The sequence below is a fragment of the Micromonospora sp. ANENR4 genome, assembly GCF_015354395.1.
Taxonomy (GTDB): Bacteria; Actinomycetota; Actinomycetes; order Mycobacteriales; family Micromonosporaceae; genus Micromonospora; species Micromonospora aurantiaca.
Window position 1 is genome coordinate 283224 of sequence record NZ_JADKYQ010000008.1, and the last position, 20180, is coordinate 303403.

Sequence of the window (20180 nt, forward strand, 5' to 3'; positions counted from 1 at the left end):
CGAACTGGAAGCCTGGAGGGCGTGGACATCAGCACGCGGGAGACGAGCCTCACCGTGGGTGAGGCGGCGGAACGGGTCGGCCTGACCACCTACACGCTGCGCTGGTACGAGCAGGAGGGCCTGGTGGGCCGCGTCGGGCGGGACTCGTCCGGTCGCCGGCGCTACACCGAGTCCGACGTCAACTGGCTGTTCCTGCTCACCCGGCTGCGGCGGACCGGGATGCCGGTACGCGACATGCGCCGCTACGCCGAGCTGGCCCGGCACGGGGACAGCACGCTCGGCGCGCGGCGGGCGCTGTTCGAGGCACACCGGGCCCGCGTACTGGCCCGGATGGCCGAGCTGGAGGAGGACCTGAAGGTCCTCGAACACAAGATCGACGCGTACCGCCGGGCGGAGGAGGAGTCGGGCTGACCGCGCCCGACGGCGGACAGGGAGTCCGGCACCGGAGGATCGGAGCTCGGCACCATGACGCGGTGGGTCCAGCTCCGTTGCCCGGAACCGGGTTCCTCGACGACTGGGCCGCCCGACTCCGGCAGGTCGCGGACCGGCCGGTCGTCGGGATCATGCTGCGCGGCAGCCACGCCCGGCGGGCCGCCACCGAGCACAGCGACGTCGACGTGGACGTGCTCGTCGCCGCCGACGACGGACGCCCCGCCGGCGGAGCCCGGCAGCCCACGTCCCGCCGCGGCACCCCGTACGCGGCCCGGCGGGCGTACCTGGCCGAGTTCGGCGGCCGCCTCGTGCACGTCTCGGTGGCCGCCCGCGACATCCGCTCCTGGGTGCGCCGCCTGGGCCAGCCCGCCGACTGGGCGTTCGGGCTCCCGGTCACCGCGCCCGCCCGGCTGCTCTGGGCCGCGCCGGAATGGCGCCGCCGGATCGACCTGCCGGTGCTCTGCCAGCCCGCCGACGATCCGCGCCTGGAGGAGCTGATCGCGACGCTGGGCAAGGTCGCCGCGGCCCGGGCGGCCGACGACCCGGCCGGGGTCCGGCTCGCCGCGGCCGACCTGGCGCGGCTCTGTCCGTCGGTGCTGCGGCCGGCCAACCCGTCGGTACGCGTGGTGTCCCGCCGGGCCGCCCTGACCGCCGCGCTGGACCTGCCGGTCGCCCCGCCCGGCTACCGCGACGACATGCTGCTCTGCCTCGGCTCGCGCCCCGGCGACCCGGCCGAGGTCGGCGCCGCCGCCGGACGGCTGGTCACCGGCATCCTCCCGCTGATCCGCCCGTACGCCGACGAGATCGCCGCCACCCACGGCGCGGACCTGGCCGAGGCGCTCGCCGACGGCCGGGTGGACCGCTACCTCGCCCAGCTGGGCCGGGCCCTGGGGCCGGTGACGCCCGCCTCCCGGGACACGTCGGCGGTCCCCGGGCCGCGTGCGGGAGAATGGTCAACCGTGCCCGCCCCTGACGCGCCGCTGACCGGCGCCCCCACTCCCGGCCCGGCCCGGCCGTCCCGGCTCGACCCGGCCATCGCGGCCAAGCTCCGCCGCACCCCGGACGGCCTGGTCGCCGCCGTGGTCCGCGCCCACGACACGGGCGAGGTGCTGATGGTCGCCTGGATGGACGACGAGGCGCTGCACCGCACCCTCACCACCGGCCGGGCCACCTACTGGTCGCGCAGCCGCGCCGAGTACTGGGTCAAGGGCGCCACCTCCGGCAACCACCAGTACGTGCGCTCGGTGGCACTCGACTGCGACGGCGACGCGCTGCTGGTCAGCGTCGAGCAGGTCGGCGCGGCCTGCCACACCGGGCAGCGCACCTGCTTCTTCACCGAACTGCCGGTCAGCTCCCCGGAGGTGACCCCGTGACCGACGGCACCGTCAGCCCGGACCGGTCCACCTTCGCCGGCCTGGCCGCCCGCTGGCGGGTCGTACCGGTCACCCGGCGGCTGCTCGCCGACGCGGAGACGCCGGTCGGGGTCTACCGCAAGCTGGCCGGTGGTCCCGGCACGTTCCTGCTGGAGTCCGCGGAGCAGGGCGTCGGCTCGGCCGGCACCGCCTGGTCGCGCTACTCGTTCATCGGCGTCCGCAGCAGCGCCACGCTGACCGAGCGCGACGGCGCGGCGAGCTGGACCGGCACCCCGCCCGCCGGGGTGCCCACCGGCGGCGACCCGGTGACCGTGCTGCGCGAGACGGTCGCCGCGCTCGCCGGGCCGGGCTGGGATCCGGCCGGTGACATGCCGCCGCTGACCGGTGGCCTGGTCGGCTACCTCGCCTACGACCTGGTCCGCCGCTTCGAGCGCCTGCCCGAGCTGACCGAGGACGAGCTGGACGTGCCCGAGCTGGGCATGATGCTCGCGACCGACCTCGTGGTCCTCGACCACTACGAGGGCTCCGCGATCCTGGTCGCCAACGCGGTGCTGCCGCCGCTGGACGACCCCGACCGGGCGGAGCTGGTGGAGGCCGCGTACCACCACGCCGTCGGCCGGCTCGACGCGATGACCAGCGCGCTGTCCCGGCCGATTCCGCCCATGGTCTCGACAGTGGACCGGCCCGGCGTGGGCGAGGTGGTCAGCCGCACCCCCGAGGGCGGCTACCCGAAGGCGGTGGAGACGGCCAAGGAGGCGATCCGGGCCGGCGAGTGCTTCCAGATCGTGCTCAGCCAGCGCTTCGAGCGCCCCACCGACGCCGACCCGCTCGACGTGTACCGGGTGTTGCGCACCACCAACCCCAGCCCGTACATGTACCTGCTGCGCTTCGACGGCTTCGACATCGTCGGCTCGTCGCCGGAGGCGCACCTCAAGGTCAGCGCCGGCCCGGACGGTCGGCGGCGGGCGCTGCTGCACCCGATCGCCGGCACCCGCCCGCGCGGCGGCTCCCCGGACGGCGACGCGAAGCTCGCTGCCGAGCTGCTCGCCGACCCCAAGGAACGCGCCGAGCACGTGATGCTCGTCGACCTGGGCCGCAACGACCTGGGCCGGGTGTGCCGGCCGGGCACCGTCGAGGTGCCCGAGTTCGCCACCATCGAGCGCTACAGCCACGTCATGCACATCGTCTCCACAGTCGTCGGAGAGCTGCGCGACGACCGCACCGCGTTCGACGCGCTGGCCGCGACGTTCCCGGCCGGGACGCTCAGCGGCGCGCCCAAGGTGCGGGCCATGGAGATCATCGAGGAGCTGGAGCCGGTCCGGCGCGGCGTCTACGGCGGCACCGTCGGCTACTTCGCCTTCGGCGGTGACCTGGACATGGCCATCGCGATCCGTACCGCGCTGATCCGCGACGGCCGCGCCTACGTGCAGGCCGGCGCCGGGATCGTGGCCGATTCCGACCCCGCCGCCGAGGACCGGGAGACGCGCAGCAAGGCCGCCGCCGTGCTCGCCGCCATCGCGGCCGCCGAGACGCTGCGGGCCGCCCGGTGAGCGCGCCCGGCACCACCGCGCCGCCGGCCCGCGGGCGGCGCGAACTCGCGTACGCGGTGCTGCTCTGCCTGGCCGGCGCGGGCCTGGCCTGCTGGGCGGTGACCCGGACCTGGGCGGTGGAGGCGACCGCCCGGGGGTCACTGCCGTCCGGGCGGGCCGGGCGCACCGGTACGGAGCTGCTGCCCTGGGTGCTGGCGCTGACCTACGTGGGGCTGGCCGGCGGTGGCGCGGTGCTCGCCACCCGGGGCCGGCTGCGCCGGCTGCTGGGTGTGCTGCTGGCCGGCGTCGGGCTGGCGGTGGCCGTCGGCGGCGGGATCGGCCTGACCGAGGCGGGGGTGAGCCGGCAGTGGCCGGCGCTGGTGCTCGCCGGTGGCCTGGCCCTGGCGGCCGGTGGCGCGTTCACCGCCCTGCGCGGGGATGGCTGGCCGGCGATGGGCGCCCGGTACGAGCGGCGGTCCGCTCCGGCCGACGAGCCCGGCCGACCGGCGGTCGAACGTGGTACCCGGGACGCGTGGGACGCGCTGGACCGGGGCGAGGACCCGACGGTCAGCTGACCGGCTGCGCCTCGCGGGCGTCGCGCCGCTGCCGGGCCGCGGCCCGCGCGGCGGCCAGCTCGGCCACCAGCCGCTCCAGCTCACGGCGCTGGGCGGCGCGGGCCCGGTCGGCGCAGACGGCCTCCCAGGCGTTGCCGCGGGCGGTACGCGCCCGGCCGTCGCCGGCCACCGCGCGTTCGAGCGTGTCCACCACGCCGACGGCGAGGGAGGCGACGGTACGGGAGATGGTGGTCAAGCCGATGGTCTGGGTCGGCCCGTTGGCGCTCATGGTCACCCCATACGAGATCGTTGGCGACGGTCGGCAGCCGCCGGCGTCGAGTGTGCCCGACGACGATGCTTCCGGGCGGACGTTTCGCCGCCGTGAAGCACAGGTCAACGCTGCCGCACCGGGGACGACCTGGGCAGGGCCGGAGGTCCTTGAGCTTGGTCACAGCCCATCGCCGGAACCCGTCCTGCGGGCCCGGAACGATCGTGGTGAGATAGGGGATGGGTGACGGTCGATGCCAGCGGTGGCGCTGCGTGACATGGCGTTCACCGGAAGTCGGCCATCATGCCACAGCCCATGTCGTGAGGTGCGCCATACCCCCCGGCACTCGTCGCCAGGTGGCGCCCCCTAGCATCGGCCCATGACGCCCGGAGAGGGGAGTCCGTTGGTGACTGCTGAGCATGCGCACGCGGAGGGGGACGACGCCGGAGCGGCGCCGTCCGCAGGGGTGCTCGACGAGATCCTGGCCGGCGTGCGGGAGGACGTCGCCCGGCGCCAGGAGCAGGTTCCGCTGGAGCGGATCCGTGAGCTGGCCGCCGCCGCGCCGCCACCGCTGGACGCGTACGCGGCCCTGCGCCGCCCCGGCGTCGCGGTGATCGCCGAGGTGAAGCGCTCGTCGCCGTCCAAGGGGCGGCTGGCCGAGATCGCCGACCCGGCCGACCTGGCCGGTGACTACGCGGCCGGTGGCGCGCGGGCGATCAGCGTGCTCACCGAGGGCCGCTGGTTCGGCGGGTCGCTCGACGACCTGGCCGCCGTGCGGGCCGCGGTGAACGTGCCGGTGCTGCGCAAGGACTTCGTGGTCTCCAGCTACCAGGTGCACGAGGCCCGGGCGCACGGCGCCGACCTGGTGCTGCTGATCGTCGCCGCGCTGGAGCAGAACGCGCTGGTCGGGCTGCTGGAGCGGATCGAGTCGCTCGGCATGACCGCGCTGGTCGAGGTGCACACCGAGGAGGAGGCGGACCGCGCCCTGGAGGCCGGCGCGCAGGTCATCGGCGTGAACGCCCGCGACCTGCGTACCCTGGAGGTCGACCGCTCGGTGTTCGAGCGGATCGCGCCCGGCCTGCCCAGCAGCGTCGTCAAGATCGCCGAGTCCGGGGTGCGCGGTCCGCACGACCTGATCCGGTACGCCTCCGCCGGCGCCGACGCCGTGCTGGTGGGTGAGGGCCTGGTCACCCAGAAGAGCCCGCGCGAAGCGGTGGCCGAGCTGGTCAACGCCGGTAACCACCCGGCCACGCCCCGCCCGGTGCGCTGAGCCGCCGGGCACCCGATCCGAGAGGACGCCCGCGATGAGCGCCGCACCCGCAACCGGCCCGGTCCCCGACGCCGCCGGTCACTTCGGCCGGTTCGGTGGCCGGTTCGTCCCCGAGGCGCTCGTCGCCGCGCTCGACGAGCTGGACGCGGCGTACCGGAAGGCGATGGGCGACGAGGACTTCCTCGCCGAGTTCGACGCGCTGCTGCGCGACTACGCCGGCACGCCCTCGCTGCTCTACGAGGCCCGGCGGTTCTCCGCGCAGATCGGCGCGCGGGTCCTGCTCAAGCGCGAGGATCTCAACCACACCGGCGCGCACAAGGTCCGCAACGTGCTGGGCCAGGCACTGCTCACCAAGCGGATGGGCAAGCGGCGGGTCATCGCGGAGACCGGCGCCGGGCAGCACGGCGTCGCCACCGCCACCGCCGCCGCGCTGTTCGACCTGGAATGCGTCGTCTACATGGGCCAGGTGGACACCGAGCGGCAGGCGCTCAACGTGGCGCGGATGCGGATGCTCGGCGCCACAGTCGTCCCGGTGACCACCGGCTCGCGCACGCTCAAGGACGCGATGAACGAGGCGATGCGGGACTGGGTCGCCAACGTCGAGGACACCCACTACCTGATCGGCACCGCCGCCGGCCCGCACCCGTTCCCGGAGATGGTCCGGGACTTCGTGCGCGGCATCGGCGAGGAGGCCCGCCGGCAGTGCCTGGACCTGACCGGCGCGCTGCCGGACGCGGTCGCGGCCTGCGTCGGCGGCGGCTCCAACGCGCTGGGCATCTTCCACGCGTTCGTGCCGGACACCGGCGTGCGGCTCTACGGCTTCGAGGCCGGCGGCGAGGGCGTCGACACCGGCCGGCACGCCGCCAGCATCACCGGCGGCTCGTCCGGCGTGCTGCACGGCACCCGCACGTACGTGCTGCAGGACGCCGACGGGCAGACGATCGAGTCGCACTCGATCTCGGCCGGCCTGGACTACCCGGGCGTCGGCCCGGAGCACGCCTGGCTGCACGACAGCGGCCGGGCCACCTACCTCCCCGTCACCGACGACGAGGCGATGGCCGCTTTCGAGCTGCTCTGCCGCACCGAGGGGATCATCCCGGCGATCGAGAGCGCGCACGCGCTCGCCGGGGCCCGCGCCGTCGCGCCCCGGCTCGCCGAGGAGCTGGGCCGGGAACCGGTGATCGTGGTCAACCTGTCCGGCCGGGGCGACAAGGACGTGCACACCGCCGGCGCGTACTTCGGCATCCTCGACAAGGAGTGACAGCGTGAGCCGCATCGGGGTCGCCTTCGACAAGGCGCGGGCGGACGGGCGGGCGGTGCTGGTCGGCTGCATGCCGGCGGGCTTCCCGACCGTCGAGGACAGCATCGCCGCCATGAAGGCGATGGTCGAGGCGGGCGTGGACGTCATCGAGGTGGAGATCCCGTACTCCGACCCGGTGATGGACGGCCCGGTCATCCAGAAGGCGAGCGACATCGCGCTCGCGGGCGGTGTCCGCGTCGCGGACGCGCTGCGCGTGGTCGAGGCGGTCGCCGCGACCGGGGCCAGCGTGGTCACCATGACCTACTGGAACCCGATCGAGCAGTACGGTGTGGACGCCTTCGCCCGCGACATGGCCGCTGCCGGCGGCACCGGCCTGATCACGCCGGACCTGATCCCGGACGAGGCCGCCGAGTGGCTGGCCGCCTCCGACGCGCACGGCCTGGACCGCACGTTCCTGGTCTCGCCTTCGTCGACCGACGCGCGGCTGCGGATGACCGTCGAGCACTGCCGCGGGTTCGTCTACGCCACCGCGATCATGGGCGTCACCGGCGCCCGGGCGCAGACCTCCGAAGCGGCGCCGATCCTGGTCTCCCGGCTACGCGAGGTCACCGAACTACCGGTCGGCGTCGGGCTGGGCGTGGGCACCGGCGCGCAGGCCGCCACCGTCGCCGGGTACGCCGACGCGGTGATCGTGGGCAGCGCGCTGGTCCGCTGCGTGCTGGACGCCCCGGACCAGGCCGCCGGCCTGACCGCCCTGCGCAAGCTCAGCGCGGAGCTGGCCGACGGAGTCCGCAACCCCGCTCGCTGACGCCCGGGGTCCGCTCCGTCGCCACCCGCTTGATCGACTCCATTTCGCCGAGCTGGCGTGGTCCAGGACGCCGGGACACCGCCACCTCGCCGAACTGGTGTCGATCATGCGTGAGCGCGACCCGGCCGGCGGCGCGGGCACCCGGGGGTCGGTGACCCGGTGGAGGCCGACCAGGTCGGCCGGCGCCACCGCCCAGCCGGTCTCGGCGCGGACCGCCCGGACGACGGCGTCCGCCGGGCTCTCGTCGTGGCGCAGCCGCCCGCCCGGCAGGCCCCAGCGCCGGGCCCTCTCGGACCGGCGGCAGAGCAGCAGCCGGCCGGATGCGTCGGTGACGACAGCGGCGACCGCCCAGGTGAGCGGGCTCATGGACAAACAGCCTACGACCGTGCAAACCAGAAGTCATCGACCCGCGCGGCAGGCGGCCCGGGGTGCCGCACACACAGTCCGCACCGGTACCGTGTGCACCCGTGACCCTCGCCCCGATGACCCCACTGGCGGCCATGCCCAGCCCCAGCACCGCCGTCTGGCAGCTCGGTCCGGTTCCGATCCGGGCGTACGCGCTCTGCATCATCCTCGGCATCGTGGTGGCCTGCGTGGTCACCGAGTACCGGCTGCGCCGCCGCGGTGTGGCGCCCGGCGCGGTACTCGACATCGCCGTCTGGGCCGTGCCGGCGGGCATCATCGGCGCGCGGATCTACCACGTGATCACCTCGCCGGAGAAATACTTCGGTGCCGGCGGTGAGCCGATCAAGGCGCTCTACATCTGGGAGGGCGGCCTCGGCATCTGGGGCGCGGTGGCCGGTGGCGCGGTCGGCGCGTGGCTCGCCGCGCGGCAGCTCGGCATCCCGCTCACCGTCGTCGCCGACGCGCTGGCGCCGGGCCTGCCCCTGGCGCAGGCCGTCGGCCGGCTGGGCAACTGGTTCAACAACGAGCTGTACGGCGGGCGGACCACGCTGCCGTGGGGCCTGGAAGTGCACGTGATGGACCCGGACAATCCGGGTCACGCGCTGCGCGATGACGCCGGCAACCCGGTGCTCCAGCCCGGGCTCTACCACCCGACGTTCCTCTACGAGGCGCTCTGGAACGTCGGCGTCGCCGCGCTGGTGCTGTTCCTCGACCGTCGCCTGCGGCTCGGCCGCGGCCGGGCGTTCGCGCTCTACGTGATGGGTTACACGGCGGGCCGGTTCTGGATCGAGCTGATGCGCACCGACGAGGCGAACCTGATCCTCGGCGTACGCCTCAACGTCTGGACCGCCGCGCTGGTCTTCCTCGGCGCGCTCGCCTACTTCATCCGGGTCCGTGGCCCGCGCGAATACCTGGTGCCGGTGGGCGAGCCGGCCCCCGCCGCCGGCCCGGCCGGTGACGTGTCCCAGGTCGACCTGTCCGCCCGGGAGGCCGCCGCACGGCCGGCCGCGCCCGAGGGCTACCGGGTGGTGACCGAGGAACAGTTCGAGGCGTACCGGAAGACCGGCGAGTTGCCCCCGGAGCCGGCGGCGGACGACGAAGCGGCACGGGCCGAGCCCGCCGACGATGCCGCGACGGGCCGCACGGACGACGACGGCGCCACGGCCGAGCGGACGGACGGCGACGACACCGAGGACGACACGGACCCGGAGCGGGCGGACGCCGAACGGACGAACGCCGGCCGGGCCGACGGCGGGCGCCCGGCGGACCGGGACAGCTGAGCGGGGGAGTCATGCGCAGCGCGGTGGTGGTCGGCGCCGGCCTCGGCGGAATGGCGGCGGCTGGTGTGCTGGCCCGGTCGGGCTGGCAGGTCACGCTGCTGGAGCGCGCCGACCGGGTCCGCCCGGAGGCGACCGCCGTGGTGCTCTGGCCCAACGGGGTACGCGCGCTGCGCGCCCTCGGGCTGGGCGACGGGCTGGACGCGATCGCCACCCCGCTGCCCGACGGCGGCGTGCGCCGCCCGGACGGCCACTGGCTGGTGCAGGCCCGGTCCACGCCGGCCGAGCGGATGCCGGTGGTGGTGCACCGGGAGGACCTGCACGACGCGCTCATCGCCGGTCTGGGTGACCGGGTCGAGCTGCGAACCGGCGTGACAGTGGGGACGGTGCGCGCGGCGTCGGGCGAGCGCCCGGCGGTGGGCGACGGCCGGCACACCTACGAGGCGGACCTGGTGGTGGCCGCCGACGGCACGGACAGCGAGATCCGCCGGCACCTCGCCCCGGAGACCGCAGTGGTCAGCTCCGGCTGTGCCGCCTGGCGGGCCGTGATCCCCTGGTACCGGGCCCCGCAGCTACCCGACGACCAGCCGGTGCACGGCGAGACGCTCGGCGCCGGCTACCGCTTCCTGGCCGCCTCGCTCGGCGAGCGGGGCACCGCGGGCGCCTCCCGCCGGGGCGGCGTCTACTGGGTCGCCACCGCCGCCGGCGCGCCCCGGCCGGAGCCGCCGGAGATCCAGCTCGCGCTGCTCAAGCGCTGGTTCGCCGGCTGGCCCGCGCCGATCGGCACGCTGCTGGAGGCGACCGATCCGGAGGACGTGGTCCAGCAGGAGATCCGCGAGCTGCGGCCGCTGCCGAAGGCGTACGGCTTCCCGGCCGGCCCGGGTGGCGTGGTGCTGCTCGGCGACGCCGCGCACGCGATGCCGCCGCACCTCGGGCAGGGCGCCTGCCTGGCGTTCGAGGACGCGGCGACGCTGGCCGGGCTGCTGCGGGAGTCGCGGCTGCCGGATGCGGTGACCGCGTACGACAGGTTGCGCCGCCCCCGCGCGGCCACGATGGTCCGGCAGACCCGGCGGATGTCGGCGGTCCTGCAGGCCCGGGGCAGGCTGGCGCTGCGCGCCCGGGACGCCGCACTGGGCACGATCAGCCCGCGACTGCGCAACACCGCCGCGGCGGCGGCCGCCGCCTGGCAGCCGCCGTCCTGACCGTCCTGACGCGGCCCTCGGCGGCGCGGTCCCCGCGCGGGCGGGCGGCCCGCGCCGGTGCTCAGATGACGGCTGCGGGCTCGGCGATGCAGGCGGTGCCGATCCGGCGGAACCCGACCCGCAGGTAGACGCGGGCGATGTCCTCGCTGCCGGCGCTCAGGAAGATCAGGTCGGTGCCGGCGGCGCGCAGTTCCCGCGCGAGCGTGGCGGTCACCGCCGCGCCCAGCCCACGTTGCCGGGCGGACGGCAGCGTGGCCACCCCGGCGATCTCCGCCACGTCGTCGACCCGCATCGCCATCCCGCTGGCGAGCGCGCCCTCGTTCGGTGTCTCGGCGAGCACCGAGATGCGCCGTCCGTCGGCGACCCGGGTCGCCTCCTCCTCCAGCGCGGCCACGTCCAGCTGGGCGAGGGCGGCGTCCCGCTCGGCCGGTCCGGCGTCGCCACGCGCGGTGCCGCCGTTGGCGAAGCCGACCGCCGCGACCGCCCGGCGCAGCGCGATGTCCGCCGCGAAGCCGGGTTCGGCGGGGTCCAGCACCCGCACCGGTACGTCACTGAACGTCCCCGGATCGGGCAGCCGCTCCGGTTCCAGCAGCATCAGCGGCGCCTCCAGCACGCTGAGCCCGGCCGAGCGGGCCACCGCGAGCAGGTCGGGCTGGTGCTCGTGCACCCACTCGAACGCCTCGGGCAGGCCCAGTTCCCGCTGCCGGGCGCGGACGGCGGTGACGTCGGCGAGCGTGGGCGCCTCGTCGGCGTCGAGTCGGGGCCGGGCGTAGAACGGCCATCCGGCGCCGTCGCGGACGAACAGCACCAGGGCGCCGTGATCCTCGGTCCGGGCCCCGTCGCGGGGCACCGCGTCGTAGAACCGCTCCAACCGGGCGAGTACGTCAGCGCGTGCGAGATCCACCGCGCGAGACTACACGTCCCAGCATCTGGAAGTGTGATCAATCTGAACTGGCCTTGCGCCGGAAGCCCTAACGTAGACTCAATAAACCGCAGAGGGCCGACGTCGTCCCCATCATGATCCATCCTGAGTGACGACAGGAGGCCCGGTGGCCTTTCCGTACCCTCACAGCCCGCAGTCGGCCCCGCGGACGACCGGGCTCTACGACCCCGCGTACGAGCACGACGCCTGCGGCGTGGCCTTCGTGGCCGACCTGCACGGGCGGCGCTCGCACCAGGTCGTCGCGAACGGCCTCGGGGCGCTGTGCCGGCTGGACCACCGGGGCGCCCGGGGCGCGGAGCACAACACCGGGGACGGCGCCGGCATCATGATCCAGGTGCCGGACGCGTTCCTGCGCGCCACCGTCGACTTCCCGCTGCCCCCGGCCGGCCAGTACGCCACCGGCCTGGTGTTCCTGCCCGACGACGACGCGGCCGAGGCCCGCGCCCGCCAGGTGGTGGACAAGTACGCGCTGGTCGAGGGCGCCGACGTGCTCGGCTGGCGCGAGGTGCCGACCGAGCCGTCCGGCCTGGGGGAGACCGCGCTCGCGGCCATGCCCCGGGTCCGGCAGCTTTTCGTGGCCGCGCACCGGCTGACCGACTCACCGGCCGGTCCGGCCGGCTCCCCGCTGACCGGGCTCGACCTGGACCGGGTGGCGTTCTGCCTGCGCAAGCAGGTCGAGCGGGAGACCGCCGAGCGGGGCGTGCCGGCGTACTTCCCGTCGCTGTCCGGCCGCACGATGGTGTGGAAGGGCATGCTCACCCCGGACCAGCTCCCGGCGTTCTACCCGGAGCTGACCGACGAACGGGTGGTCAGCGCCATCGCGCTGGTGCACTCGCGCTTCTCCACGAACACGTTCCCGTCCTGGCCGCTGGCGCACCCGTACCGATTCATCGCGCACAACGGCGAGATCAACACGATCCGCGGCAACCGCAACTGGATGCAGGCCCGCGAGGCCCTCCTCCGCAGCCCGAGCATCCCCGGCAACATCCGCCGGGTCTTCCCGGTCTGCACCCCGGCGGCGTCCGACTCGGCCAACTTCGACGAGGTGCTGGAACTGCTGCACCTGGCCGGGCGGAGCCTGCCGCACGCGGTGCTCATGATGATCCCCGAGGCGTGGGAGAACGACCCGGACATGCGCGCCGACAAGCGCGCGTTCTACCGCTTCCACGCCAGCCTGATGGAGCCGTGGGACGGCCCGGCGTCAGTCGCGTTCACCGACGGCGAGATCGTCGGCGCGGTGCTGGACCGCAACGGCCTGCGGCCGGGCCGCTGGTGGCACACCGCCGACGGCCTGGTGGTGCTCGGTAGCGAGGCGGGCGTGCTCGACCTGGACCCGGCCACCGTGGTCGCCAAGGGCCGCCTCCAGCCGGGCACGATGTTCCTGGTCGACACCGTCAACGGCCGGATCGTCTCCGACGACGAGATCAAGACCGAGCTGGCCGCCGAGCAGCCGTACCAGGAGTGGCTGCACGCCGGCCTGATCGAGCTGGACGACCTGCCGCCGCGCGAGCACACCGTCTACACCCACGACTCGGTACGCCGCCGCCAGCAGACGTTCGGCTACACCGAGGAGGAGCTGAAGATCCTGCTCGGCCCGATGGCCCGCAGCGGCGCGGAGCCGATCGGCTCGATGGGCACCGACACGCCGATCGCCCCGCTGTCCACCCGGCCGCGGCTGCTCTACGACTACTTCCATCAGCTCTTCGCGCAGGTCACCAACCCGCCGCTGGACGCCATCCGGGAGGAGCTGGTGACCAGCTTGGCGTCCACCATCGGGCCGGAGGGCAACCTGCTCGACCCGGGCCCGGCGAGCTGCCGGCAGATCGTGCTGCCGTACCCGGTGATCGACAACGACGAGCTGGCCAAGATCCTCTCCATCGACGAGGACGGCGACCTGCCCGGCTTCAAGGCGGTCCGGGTCTCCGGGCTCTACCGGCTGCGCGACGGCGGCGCCGGCATCAAGGCCCGGCTGACCGAGATCTGCCGGCACGTCTCCGAGGCGATCGAGGACGGCGTCCGCATCCTGGTGCTCTCCGACCGGGACTCCAACGCCGACCTGGCCCCGATCCCGTCGCTGCTGCTCACCGCCGCGGTGCACCAGCACCTGGTCCGCGAGCAGACCCGCACCCAGGTGGCGCTGATCGTCGAGTCCGGCGACTGCCGCGAGGTGCACCACGCGGCGGTGCTGATCGGGTACGGCGCGGCGGCGGTCAACCCGTACCTCGCCTTCGAGTCGGTGGAGGACATGATCTCCACCGGCGGGCTGGCCGGCGTCGACCGGGTGAAGGCGGTCCGCAACTACGTCAAGGCGCTCGGCAAGGGCGTCCTGAAGATCATGTCGAAGATGGGCATCTCGACCGTGTCGTCGTACTGCGGCGCGCAGGTGTTCGAGGCGGTCGGCCTGGACACCCGCCTGGTCCACAGGTACTTCCGCGGCACGCCGAGCACCATCGGCGGCATCGGCCTGAACGAGATCCACGCCGAGGTGGCGGCCCGGCACGCGCGGGCCTGGCCGGCGCCGGGCGCGCAGGCCACCGACCGGCTGGAGGTCGGCGGCGAGTACCAGTGGCGCCGCGAGGGCGAGCTGCACCTGTTCAACCCGGAGACGGTCTTCCTGCTCCAGCACGCCACCCGCAGCCGCCAGTACGACGTGTTCCGGCAGTACACCGCCAAGGTCGACGAGCTGGCCGCGCAGGCGGGCTCGCTGCGCGGGCTGTTCACGCTGCGCACCGGCGTCCGCCCGGCGGTGCCGCTGGACGAGGTCGAGCCGGCCACCGAGATCGTCAAGCGCTTCGCCACCGGTGCCATGTCGTACGGGTCGATCTCGGCGGAGGCACACGAGACGCTCGCCGTCGCGATGAACCGGCTCGGCGGAAAGTCCAACACCGGAGAGGGCGGCGAGGACGTCGAGCGGCTGCACGACCCGGCGCGGCGCTCCGCGGTCAAGCAGATCGCCAGCGGCCGGTTCGGCGTGACAAGCGAGTACCTCGTCAACGCCGACGACCTTCAGATCAAGATGGCGCAGGGCGCGAAGCCCGGCGAGGGCGGGCAGCTACCAGGCAACAAGGTCTGGCCGTGGATCGCCCGGACCCGGCACGCCACCCCCGGCGTCGGCCTGATCTCCCCGCCGCCGCACCACGACATCTACTCCATCGAGGACCTCGCCCAGCTCGTCCACGACCTGAAGTGCGTCAACCCGGCCGCCCGGGTGCACGTCAAGCTGGTCAGCGAGGTGGGCGTGGGCACCGTCGCGGCGGGCGTGGCCAAGCTCAAGGCCGATGTCATCCTGATCTCCGGGCACGACGGCGGCACCGGCGCGTCCCCGCTCAACTCGCTCAAGCACGCCGGCACCCCGTGGGAGCTGGGCCTGGCCGAGGCGCAGCAGACGCTGCTGCTCAACAAGCTGCGCGACCGGGTGACGGTGCAGGTCGACGGCCAGCTCAAGACCGGCCGGGACGTGCTGATCGCGGCGCTGCTCGGCGCCGAGGAGTTCGGCTTCGCCACCGCGCCGCTGATCGTCGAGGGCTGCGTGATGATGCGGGTGTGCCACCTGGACACCTGTCCGGTCGGCATCGCCACCCAGAACCCGGTGCTGCGCGAGCGCTTCACCGGCAAGCCGGAGTTCGTGGAGAACTTCTTCCTGTTCCTCGCCGAGGAGGTCCGCGGCTACCTGGCCGAGCTGGGCTTCCGCAGCATCGACGAGGCGATCGGCCACACCGAGCTGCTCGACGTGGCCGGCGCGATCGACCACTGGAAGGGCCACGGCCTCGACCTGAGCCGCGTGCTGCACCTGCCGGAGCTGCCCGGGGGCGCGGCCCGCCGGGGCGTACGCGCCCAGGACCACGGCCTCGACGCGGCGCTGGACAACCGGCTCATCGAGCTTGCCGGGCCGGCGCTGCGTGACCGTACCCCGGTCCGGGTCGAGGTCGAGGTCCGCAACGAGCACCGCAGCGTCGGCGCGATGCTCGGCGGCGAGGTCACCCGCCGCTTCGGCGGCGCCGGGCTGCCCGACGACACGATCGAGTTCCGGCTGCGCGGCACCGCCGGCCAGTCGTTCGGCGCGTTCCTGCCGCGCGGAGTCACGCTGCGCCTGTACGGCGACGCCAACGACTACGTCGGCAAGGGACTGTCCGGCGGCCGGATCGTGGTCCGGCCGGACGCCGACGCGCCGTTCGTCGGCGTGGACGCCACGCCGGGCCGCCGCGCCGAGGACCAGATCATCGCCGGCAACACCATCCTGTACGGCGCCACCGGCGGCGAGGTCTACCTGCGCGGCCGGGTGGGGGAGCGGTTCGCGGTCCGCAACTCCGGCGCGGTCGCGGTGGTCGAGGGCCTCGGCGACCACGGCTGCGAGTACATGACCGGCGGCACCGTCGTGGTGCTCGGGCCGACCGGGCGCAACTTCGCCGCCGGCATGTCCGGTGGCACCGCGTTCGTGCACCGGCTCGACCAGCGGCTGGTGAACGCCGAGCTGGTCGACCTGTCGCCGCTGCGCGACGAGGAACGCGACCGGCTGCACGAGCTGGTCCAGCGGCACTTCGCCGAGACGGACTCGGCTGTCGCCGAGGACCTGCTCAAGCGCTGGCCGCAGGCGGTGGAGGAGTTCACCGCAGTGGTGCCCCGCGACTACCGCCGGGTCATGGAGATCATGCGGGCCGCCGAAGCCGCCGGCCGAGACGTCGACGACGCGGTGATGAGCGCGCTCAGCGTGCCGTCGGCCGCGCCGGTACCGCCCGCGCCCCGGGCGGTCGCCCAGGAGGTGGCTCGTGCCTGACCCGAACGGTTTCCTGCGCTACGACCGGCGGCTGCCGGCCCGCCGTCCGGTGCCGGTACGCATCTCCGACTGGCGGGAGGTCTACCCGCCGGCCGGTGAGGGGCTGATCCGCGAGCAGGCCACCCGGTGCATGGACTGCGGTATCCCGTTCTGCCACGACGGCTGCCCCCTGGGCAACCGCATCCCGGACTGGAACGACCTGGTCCGCACCGGCAACTGGGACGCCGCGGTGGAGTCGCTGCACGCCACGAACAACTTCCCCGAGTTCACCGGCCGGCTCTGTCCGGCGCCGTGCGAGGCGGCCTGCGTGCTCGGCCTCGGTGGCCAGCAGCCGGTCACCATCAAGCAGGTCGAGGTGGAGATCGCCGACGCGGCGGTGGCCCGCGACGGCCTGCGGCCCCGGCCCGCGTCCGCCCCGACCGGCCGGTCGGTGGCCGTGGTCGGCTCCGGCCCGGCCGGGCTGGCCGCCGCGCAGCAGCTCGCCCGCGCCGGTCACACGGTCACCGTGTACGAGCGCGACGACGCGATCGGCGGCCTGCTCCGCTACGGCATCCCCGACTTCAAGCTGGAGAAGCAGCACATCGACAAGCGGCTGGCCCAGCTCACCGCCGAGGGTGTGCGGTTCCGGACCGGCGTCGAGGTGGGCGTCGACGTGACCGCCGAGCAGGTGCGCGCCGAGCACGACGCGGTGCTGCTGGCCTGCGGGGCGTTGCAGGGCCGGGACACGCCGGAGACGCCGGGCCGGGCGCTGCGCGGTGTGCACCAGGCGATGGCGCACCTGGTCGCCGCGAACCGGGTGGTGGCCGCCGCCGGGGACGGGCGGCCCGCGCTCGCCACGCTGCCCGACGGTACGCCGATCGACGCCGCCGGCAAGCACGTGGTGATCATCGGCGGTGGCGACACCGCCGCCGACTGCCTCGGCGTGGCGCATCGGCAGGGCGCGGCCGGCGTCCACCAGCTCGACCTCTACCCGGAGCCGCCGGCCGAGCGCGACGCGGCCCGGGACCCGTGGCCGACCTGGCCGTGGGTGCTGCGCAACTACCCGGCGCACGAGGAGGGCGGCGAGCGGGTCTTCGCCGTCGCGGTGCAGGAGTTCGTGGACGACGGCACCGGTCAGGTCCGCGCGGTCCGGATCGCCGAGGTGACAGTGGAGAAGGTGGACGGCCGCCGCATCGTCACCCCGCTGCCGGGCTCCGAGCGGGAGATCCCGGCCGACCTGGTGCTGCTCGCCATCGGCTTCGAGGGCACCGAGGAGCAGCCGCTGCTGGCCCAGTTCGGGGTGACCCGCAACCGCCGGGGCGCGATCGACTCCGGCCCCGACTGGCAGGCCGCCGACGGCGTCTTCGTCGCCGGTGACATGCACCGGGGCGCCTCGCTCATCGTCTGGGCGATCGCCGAGGGACGCGCCGCCGCGGCGGCGATCCACGCGTACCTGGGCGGGGTGGGCGAACTGCCCGCCCCGGTCGACCCGGCCCGCCAGCCGCTCGCCGCGCGCTGACCCCGAACCGGCCGGGCCGCCCTCCGTCGCGGGGGAGCGGCCCGGCCGGCGCCGGTCAGCGGCCGAGCAGGTCGTGCGCCGCCCGGATCTTCGCCCACGAGGCCGGCTGCGCCGGTGCGGCGCTCGTCCGTGCGGCGGTGGCCACGGCGGGCCGGCCGGGGGTGAACAGCCAGGTGGTGAACACCGCGTCGAGGTCCCGTCCGGAGATCCGCTCGGCGAGCGCCTGGAACTGCGCGACGGTGCCGTTGCCGTACTGCCGCTTGGCCGTCCAGGTGCGCAGGATGCGGAAGAACGCGGCGTCGCCCACGGCGCGCCGGATCTGGTGCAGCGCCATCGCGCCCCGGTCGTAGACGGCGGCGTCGAAGATGCCGCCCGGGCCCGGGGCGCCGGGGCGTACCTGCCAGAACTCGGAGTCGGCCGGGTAGCTGTCGTAGGTGAAGTCGAACAGCTCCTGCGCGGTGCCCTCGCCCTGCTCCTCCGACCAGAGCCACTCGGCGTACGACGCGAAGCCCTCGTTGAGCCAGATGTGCCGCCAGTCGGCCACCGACACCGAGTCGCCGAACCACTGGTGGGCGTTCTCGTGCACCACCACGTACGTGTTGGCGCCGCGCCGCCAGAAGCCGGGGCCGTACACCGGGCGGGTCTGCGTCTCCAGGGCGAAGCCGATGCCGTCGACCGGCCCGGCCACGCCGCCCTGCGCCTCGAACGGGTACGGGCCGAACAGCCCGCTCTCCCACTCGACGATCTCGGCGGTGCGTTCGATGCTGGCCCGCGCGGCCGGCAGGCGCTCGCCCAGCGTGGTGCTGTACGCGTTCACCACCGGCTGCCCGTTCGGCGCGACGTCGGTGACGATCTCGTACTGCCCGATGGCCAGGAACGCCTGGTACGTGGCGCCGGGCTTGACGCTGCGCCAGCTCCACCGGGTGCGGTTGCCGGCCTCGGGCAGCGGGTCGCGCGGCTGCACGCCGTTGCTGACCACCTCGACGCCGGTCGGCACCGACACCGAGATGTCCCAGGTGGCCTTGTCCTTCGGGTGGTCGTTGCTCGGGTACCACCACCAGGCCGACTCGGGCTCGTTGACGGCGAGCGCCCCGTCGGCGGTTCGCGTCCACGCGGTGTAGCCGTAGACGGTGGTCTGCGACGGCACGCCGGCGTACCTCACCACCACGGTGAGCTGCTGGCCCTTGGTCAGCGGCCGGGCCGGGGTGACGACCAGCTCGTGGTCGCCGGCCCGGGCGAACCCGGCGGTCCACCCGTTCACCCGCACCGACTCGACGTCGAGGGCGAAGTCCAGGTTGAACCGGGACAGGTCCTTCGTGGCGGTGGCGAGGATCGTGGTGGTGCCGCTGAGCCGGTCGGTGGCCGGTTCGTAGCGCAGCCGTATGTCGTAGTGGCCGACGTCGTAGCCGCCGTTGCCGTAGTCGGGGAAGTAGCTGTCGCCCAGCCCGGGGCTGCCCGGCGTCGGGGTGGCCGCCGCGGGTTGCGGCCGGCCCCATCCGGTGGGGGCGGCCTGGCCGGGGGCACCGGTCACCGTGGTGCCGGCCGTGGTGAGGGTCAGGGCGGCGATGGCCGCCGTGAGTGCGCGTCGCACGGTGGGACTCCCTCCGTCGGGTGTCGTCACCGTCAAGCTAATCGACACATGTGAACGTATCTGTCCTGTCCGGTCGATCGGGGCTATTCAATTTCGACGAATGTTTCGATAGCATTACCGACCAGTAACAGCACCGATCCCTCGGCCACGCGCGCGGTCAACGGGCTCCACCACCCCTGCCCCGTGGAGGCTCTGCCATGCCCCGTCGCGTCCGTACCGTGTTCGCCGCCCTCCTGGCGGCCGTACTCGGCGCCGTGCTCCTGCCCGGCGCCGCCCGGGCGGCCACCGTCAACTACGTCGCCCTCGGTGACTCCTACTCCTCCGGGGTCGGCGCCGGCCCGTACGACCTGTCCACCTGCCTGCGCAGCCAGAAGTCGTACGCCCCGCTCTGGGCCGCCGCCCATTCGGTCACCAGCTTCAAGTTCCCGGCCTGCGGCGGCGCGGTCACCGCCGACGTGCTGGCCGACCAGGTCGGCCAGCTCAGCAGCAGCACCACGCTGGTCACCATCACCATCGGCGGCAACGACGCCGGCTTCGCCGACGTGATGACCAGTTGCCGCTTCGGCAGCACGTCCAGCTGCGAGAGCGCGGTCAACGAGTCGAAGGCGTTCGCCACCGCGACGCTGCCCGCCCGGCTCGACGCCACGTACACTGCGATCCGCAACCGGGCCCCGAACGCCCGGCTGGTGGTGCTCGGCTACCCGCGGCTGTTCGAGACCGGCTCCTGTGGACTGCTCGCCATGAGCAGCTACAAGCGCACCATCCTCAACCAGGCCGCCGACACGCTCAACGGCGTCATCTCCGGCCGGGCCGCCGCCGCCGGCGGCACCTTCGTCGACGCGCGGCCGTTCTTCGCCGGCCACGGCGTGTGCGCCGCCGACCCGTGGATCCGGGACGTCAGCGGCGTCATCGAGGCGTACCACCCGAACGCGAACGGCTACCGCTACGGCTACCTGGCCGCGCTGACCGCCGCCATCGGCTGATCCGCATGTGAG

15 protein-coding genes and 2 pseudogenes are annotated in these 20180 nt (G+C 74.4%); 13 read left to right on the plus strand and 4 right to left on the minus strand.

Features of this window, described 5'->3' with window-relative positions:
• The first annotated feature begins 21 nt into the window (after positions 1 to 21).
• The 5 genes and pseudogenes from IRY44_RS16530 (at position 22) to IRY44_RS16545 (ending at position 3909) form a co-directional block, all read left to right on the plus strand.
• Positions 22 to 411: a MerR family transcriptional regulator gene (locus IRY44_RS16530; protein ID WP_064445250.1), complete on the plus strand. Its 390-nt coding sequence runs from the start codon at positions 22 to 24 to the stop codon at positions 409 to 411.
• Between the two features lie 152 nt (positions 412 to 563).
• Positions 564 to 1211 (plus strand): annotated as a pseudogene (locus IRY44_RS30715) (phosphoribosyl-AMP cyclohydrolase); the annotation flags it as partial.
• A 180-nt stretch (positions 1212 to 1391) separates the two neighbouring features.
• Positions 1392 to 1805: a phosphoribosyl-AMP cyclohydrolase gene (hisI, locus tag IRY44_RS30720; RefSeq protein WP_269698127.1), complete on the plus strand. Its 414-nt coding sequence runs from the start codon at positions 1392 to 1394 to the stop codon at positions 1803 to 1805.
• A complete protein-coding gene (locus IRY44_RS16540) occupies positions 1802 to 3355 on the plus strand; it encodes an anthranilate synthase component I (RefSeq protein WP_194801252.1) in 1554 nt (517 codons plus the stop codon). The genes hisI and IRY44_RS16540 overlap by 4 nt, the downstream gene beginning before the upstream one ends.
• Positions 3352 to 3909: a Trp biosynthesis-associated membrane protein gene (locus tag IRY44_RS16545; RefSeq protein ID WP_194801253.1), complete on the plus strand. Its 558-nt coding sequence runs from the start codon at positions 3352 to 3354 to the stop codon at positions 3907 to 3909. The genes IRY44_RS16540 and IRY44_RS16545 overlap by 4 nt, the downstream gene beginning before the upstream one ends.
• Here IRY44_RS16545 and IRY44_RS16550 read toward each other — a convergent pair.
• A complete protein-coding gene (locus IRY44_RS16550) occupies positions 3902 to 4177 on the minus strand; it encodes a hypothetical protein (protein WP_194801254.1) in 276 nt (91 codons plus the stop codon). The genes IRY44_RS16545 and IRY44_RS16550 overlap by 8 nt on opposite strands.
• Before the next feature lie 445 nt (positions 4178 to 4622).
• Between IRY44_RS16550 and trpC the strand changes: the two genes are divergently transcribed.
• Genes trpC through trpA form a run of 3 tightly spaced genes read left to right on the plus strand, consistent with a single transcriptional unit; the run spans position 4623 to position 7495 of the window.
• Positions 4623 to 5426 (plus strand): indole-3-glycerol phosphate synthase TrpC, encoded by an 804-nt coding sequence (gene trpC / locus IRY44_RS16555; protein ID WP_194801305.1) that lies wholly within the window; start codon positions 4623 to 4625, stop codon positions 5424 to 5426.
• A 34-nt stretch (positions 5427 to 5460) separates the two neighbouring features.
• Entirely contained in the window at positions 5461 to 6687 is a 1227-nt protein-coding gene (gene trpB, locus IRY44_RS16560) for a tryptophan synthase subunit beta (protein ID WP_194801255.1), read from the plus strand.
• A 4-nt stretch (positions 6688 to 6691) separates the two neighbouring features.
• Positions 6692 to 7495: a tryptophan synthase subunit alpha gene (gene trpA, locus IRY44_RS16565; RefSeq protein WP_194801256.1), complete on the plus strand. Its 804-nt coding sequence runs from the start codon at positions 6692 to 6694 to the stop codon at positions 7493 to 7495.
• Positions 7496 to 7672: 177 nt separating this feature from the next.
• On the opposite strand, the pseudogene IRY44_RS16570 reads toward trpA, so the two are convergent.
• Positions 7673 to 7861: pseudogene (locus IRY44_RS16570) on the minus strand (NUDIX domain-containing protein); the annotation flags it as partial.
• Between the two features lie 101 nt (positions 7862 to 7962).
• Between IRY44_RS16570 and lgt the strand changes: the two are divergent.
• Positions 7963 to 9180 (plus strand): prolipoprotein diacylglyceryl transferase, encoded by a 1218-nt coding sequence (gene lgt / locus IRY44_RS16575; RefSeq protein ID WP_194801257.1) that lies wholly within the window; start codon positions 7963 to 7965, stop codon positions 9178 to 9180.
• An 11-nt stretch (positions 9181 to 9191) separates the two neighbouring features.
• Positions 9192 to 10379, plus strand: a complete 1188-nt coding sequence (locus IRY44_RS16580; protein WP_194801258.1) for an NAD(P)/FAD-dependent oxidoreductase — start codon at positions 9192 to 9194, stop codon at positions 10377 to 10379.
• Between the two features lie 61 nt (positions 10380 to 10440).
• Here IRY44_RS16580 and IRY44_RS16585 read toward each other — a convergent pair whose 3' ends face one another.
• On the minus strand, positions 10441 to 11283 hold the full coding sequence (locus IRY44_RS16585) for a GNAT family N-acetyltransferase (RefSeq protein ID WP_194801259.1): 843 nt from the start codon (positions 11281 to 11283) through the stop codon (positions 10441 to 10443).
• Positions 11284 to 11428: 145 nt separating this feature from the next.
• Here IRY44_RS16585 and gltB point away from each other — a divergent pair, with 145 nt between their 5' ends.
• Positions 11429 to 16096, plus strand: coding sequence for a glutamate synthase large subunit (gene gltB / locus IRY44_RS16590; protein ID WP_194801260.1), 4668 nt, complete (start codon positions 11429 to 11431; stop codon positions 16094 to 16096).
• Positions 16089 to 17594 carry a glutamate synthase subunit beta gene (locus IRY44_RS16595; protein WP_194801261.1) on the plus strand — a complete coding sequence of 502 codons (1506 nt, stop codon included), beginning with the start codon at positions 16089 to 16091 and terminating at the stop codon, positions 17592 to 17594. The genes gltB and IRY44_RS16595 overlap by 8 nt, the downstream gene beginning before the upstream one ends.
• Positions 17595 to 17649: 55 nt before the next feature.
• Here the strand turns inward: IRY44_RS16595 and IRY44_RS16600 are convergent, their stop codons facing one another.
• Positions 17650 to 19185 (minus strand): M1 family metallopeptidase, encoded by a 1536-nt coding sequence (locus tag IRY44_RS16600; RefSeq protein ID WP_194801262.1) that lies wholly within the window; start codon positions 19183 to 19185, stop codon positions 17650 to 17652.
• 197 nt (positions 19186 to 19382) lie between these two features.
• On the opposite strand from IRY44_RS16600, the gene IRY44_RS16605 reads away from it, so the two are divergent.
• Positions 19383 to 20168, plus strand: coding sequence for an SGNH/GDSL hydrolase family protein (locus tag IRY44_RS16605; RefSeq protein WP_194801263.1), 786 nt, complete (start codon positions 19383 to 19385; stop codon positions 20166 to 20168).
• Positions 20169 to 20180 lie beyond the last annotated feature (12 nt).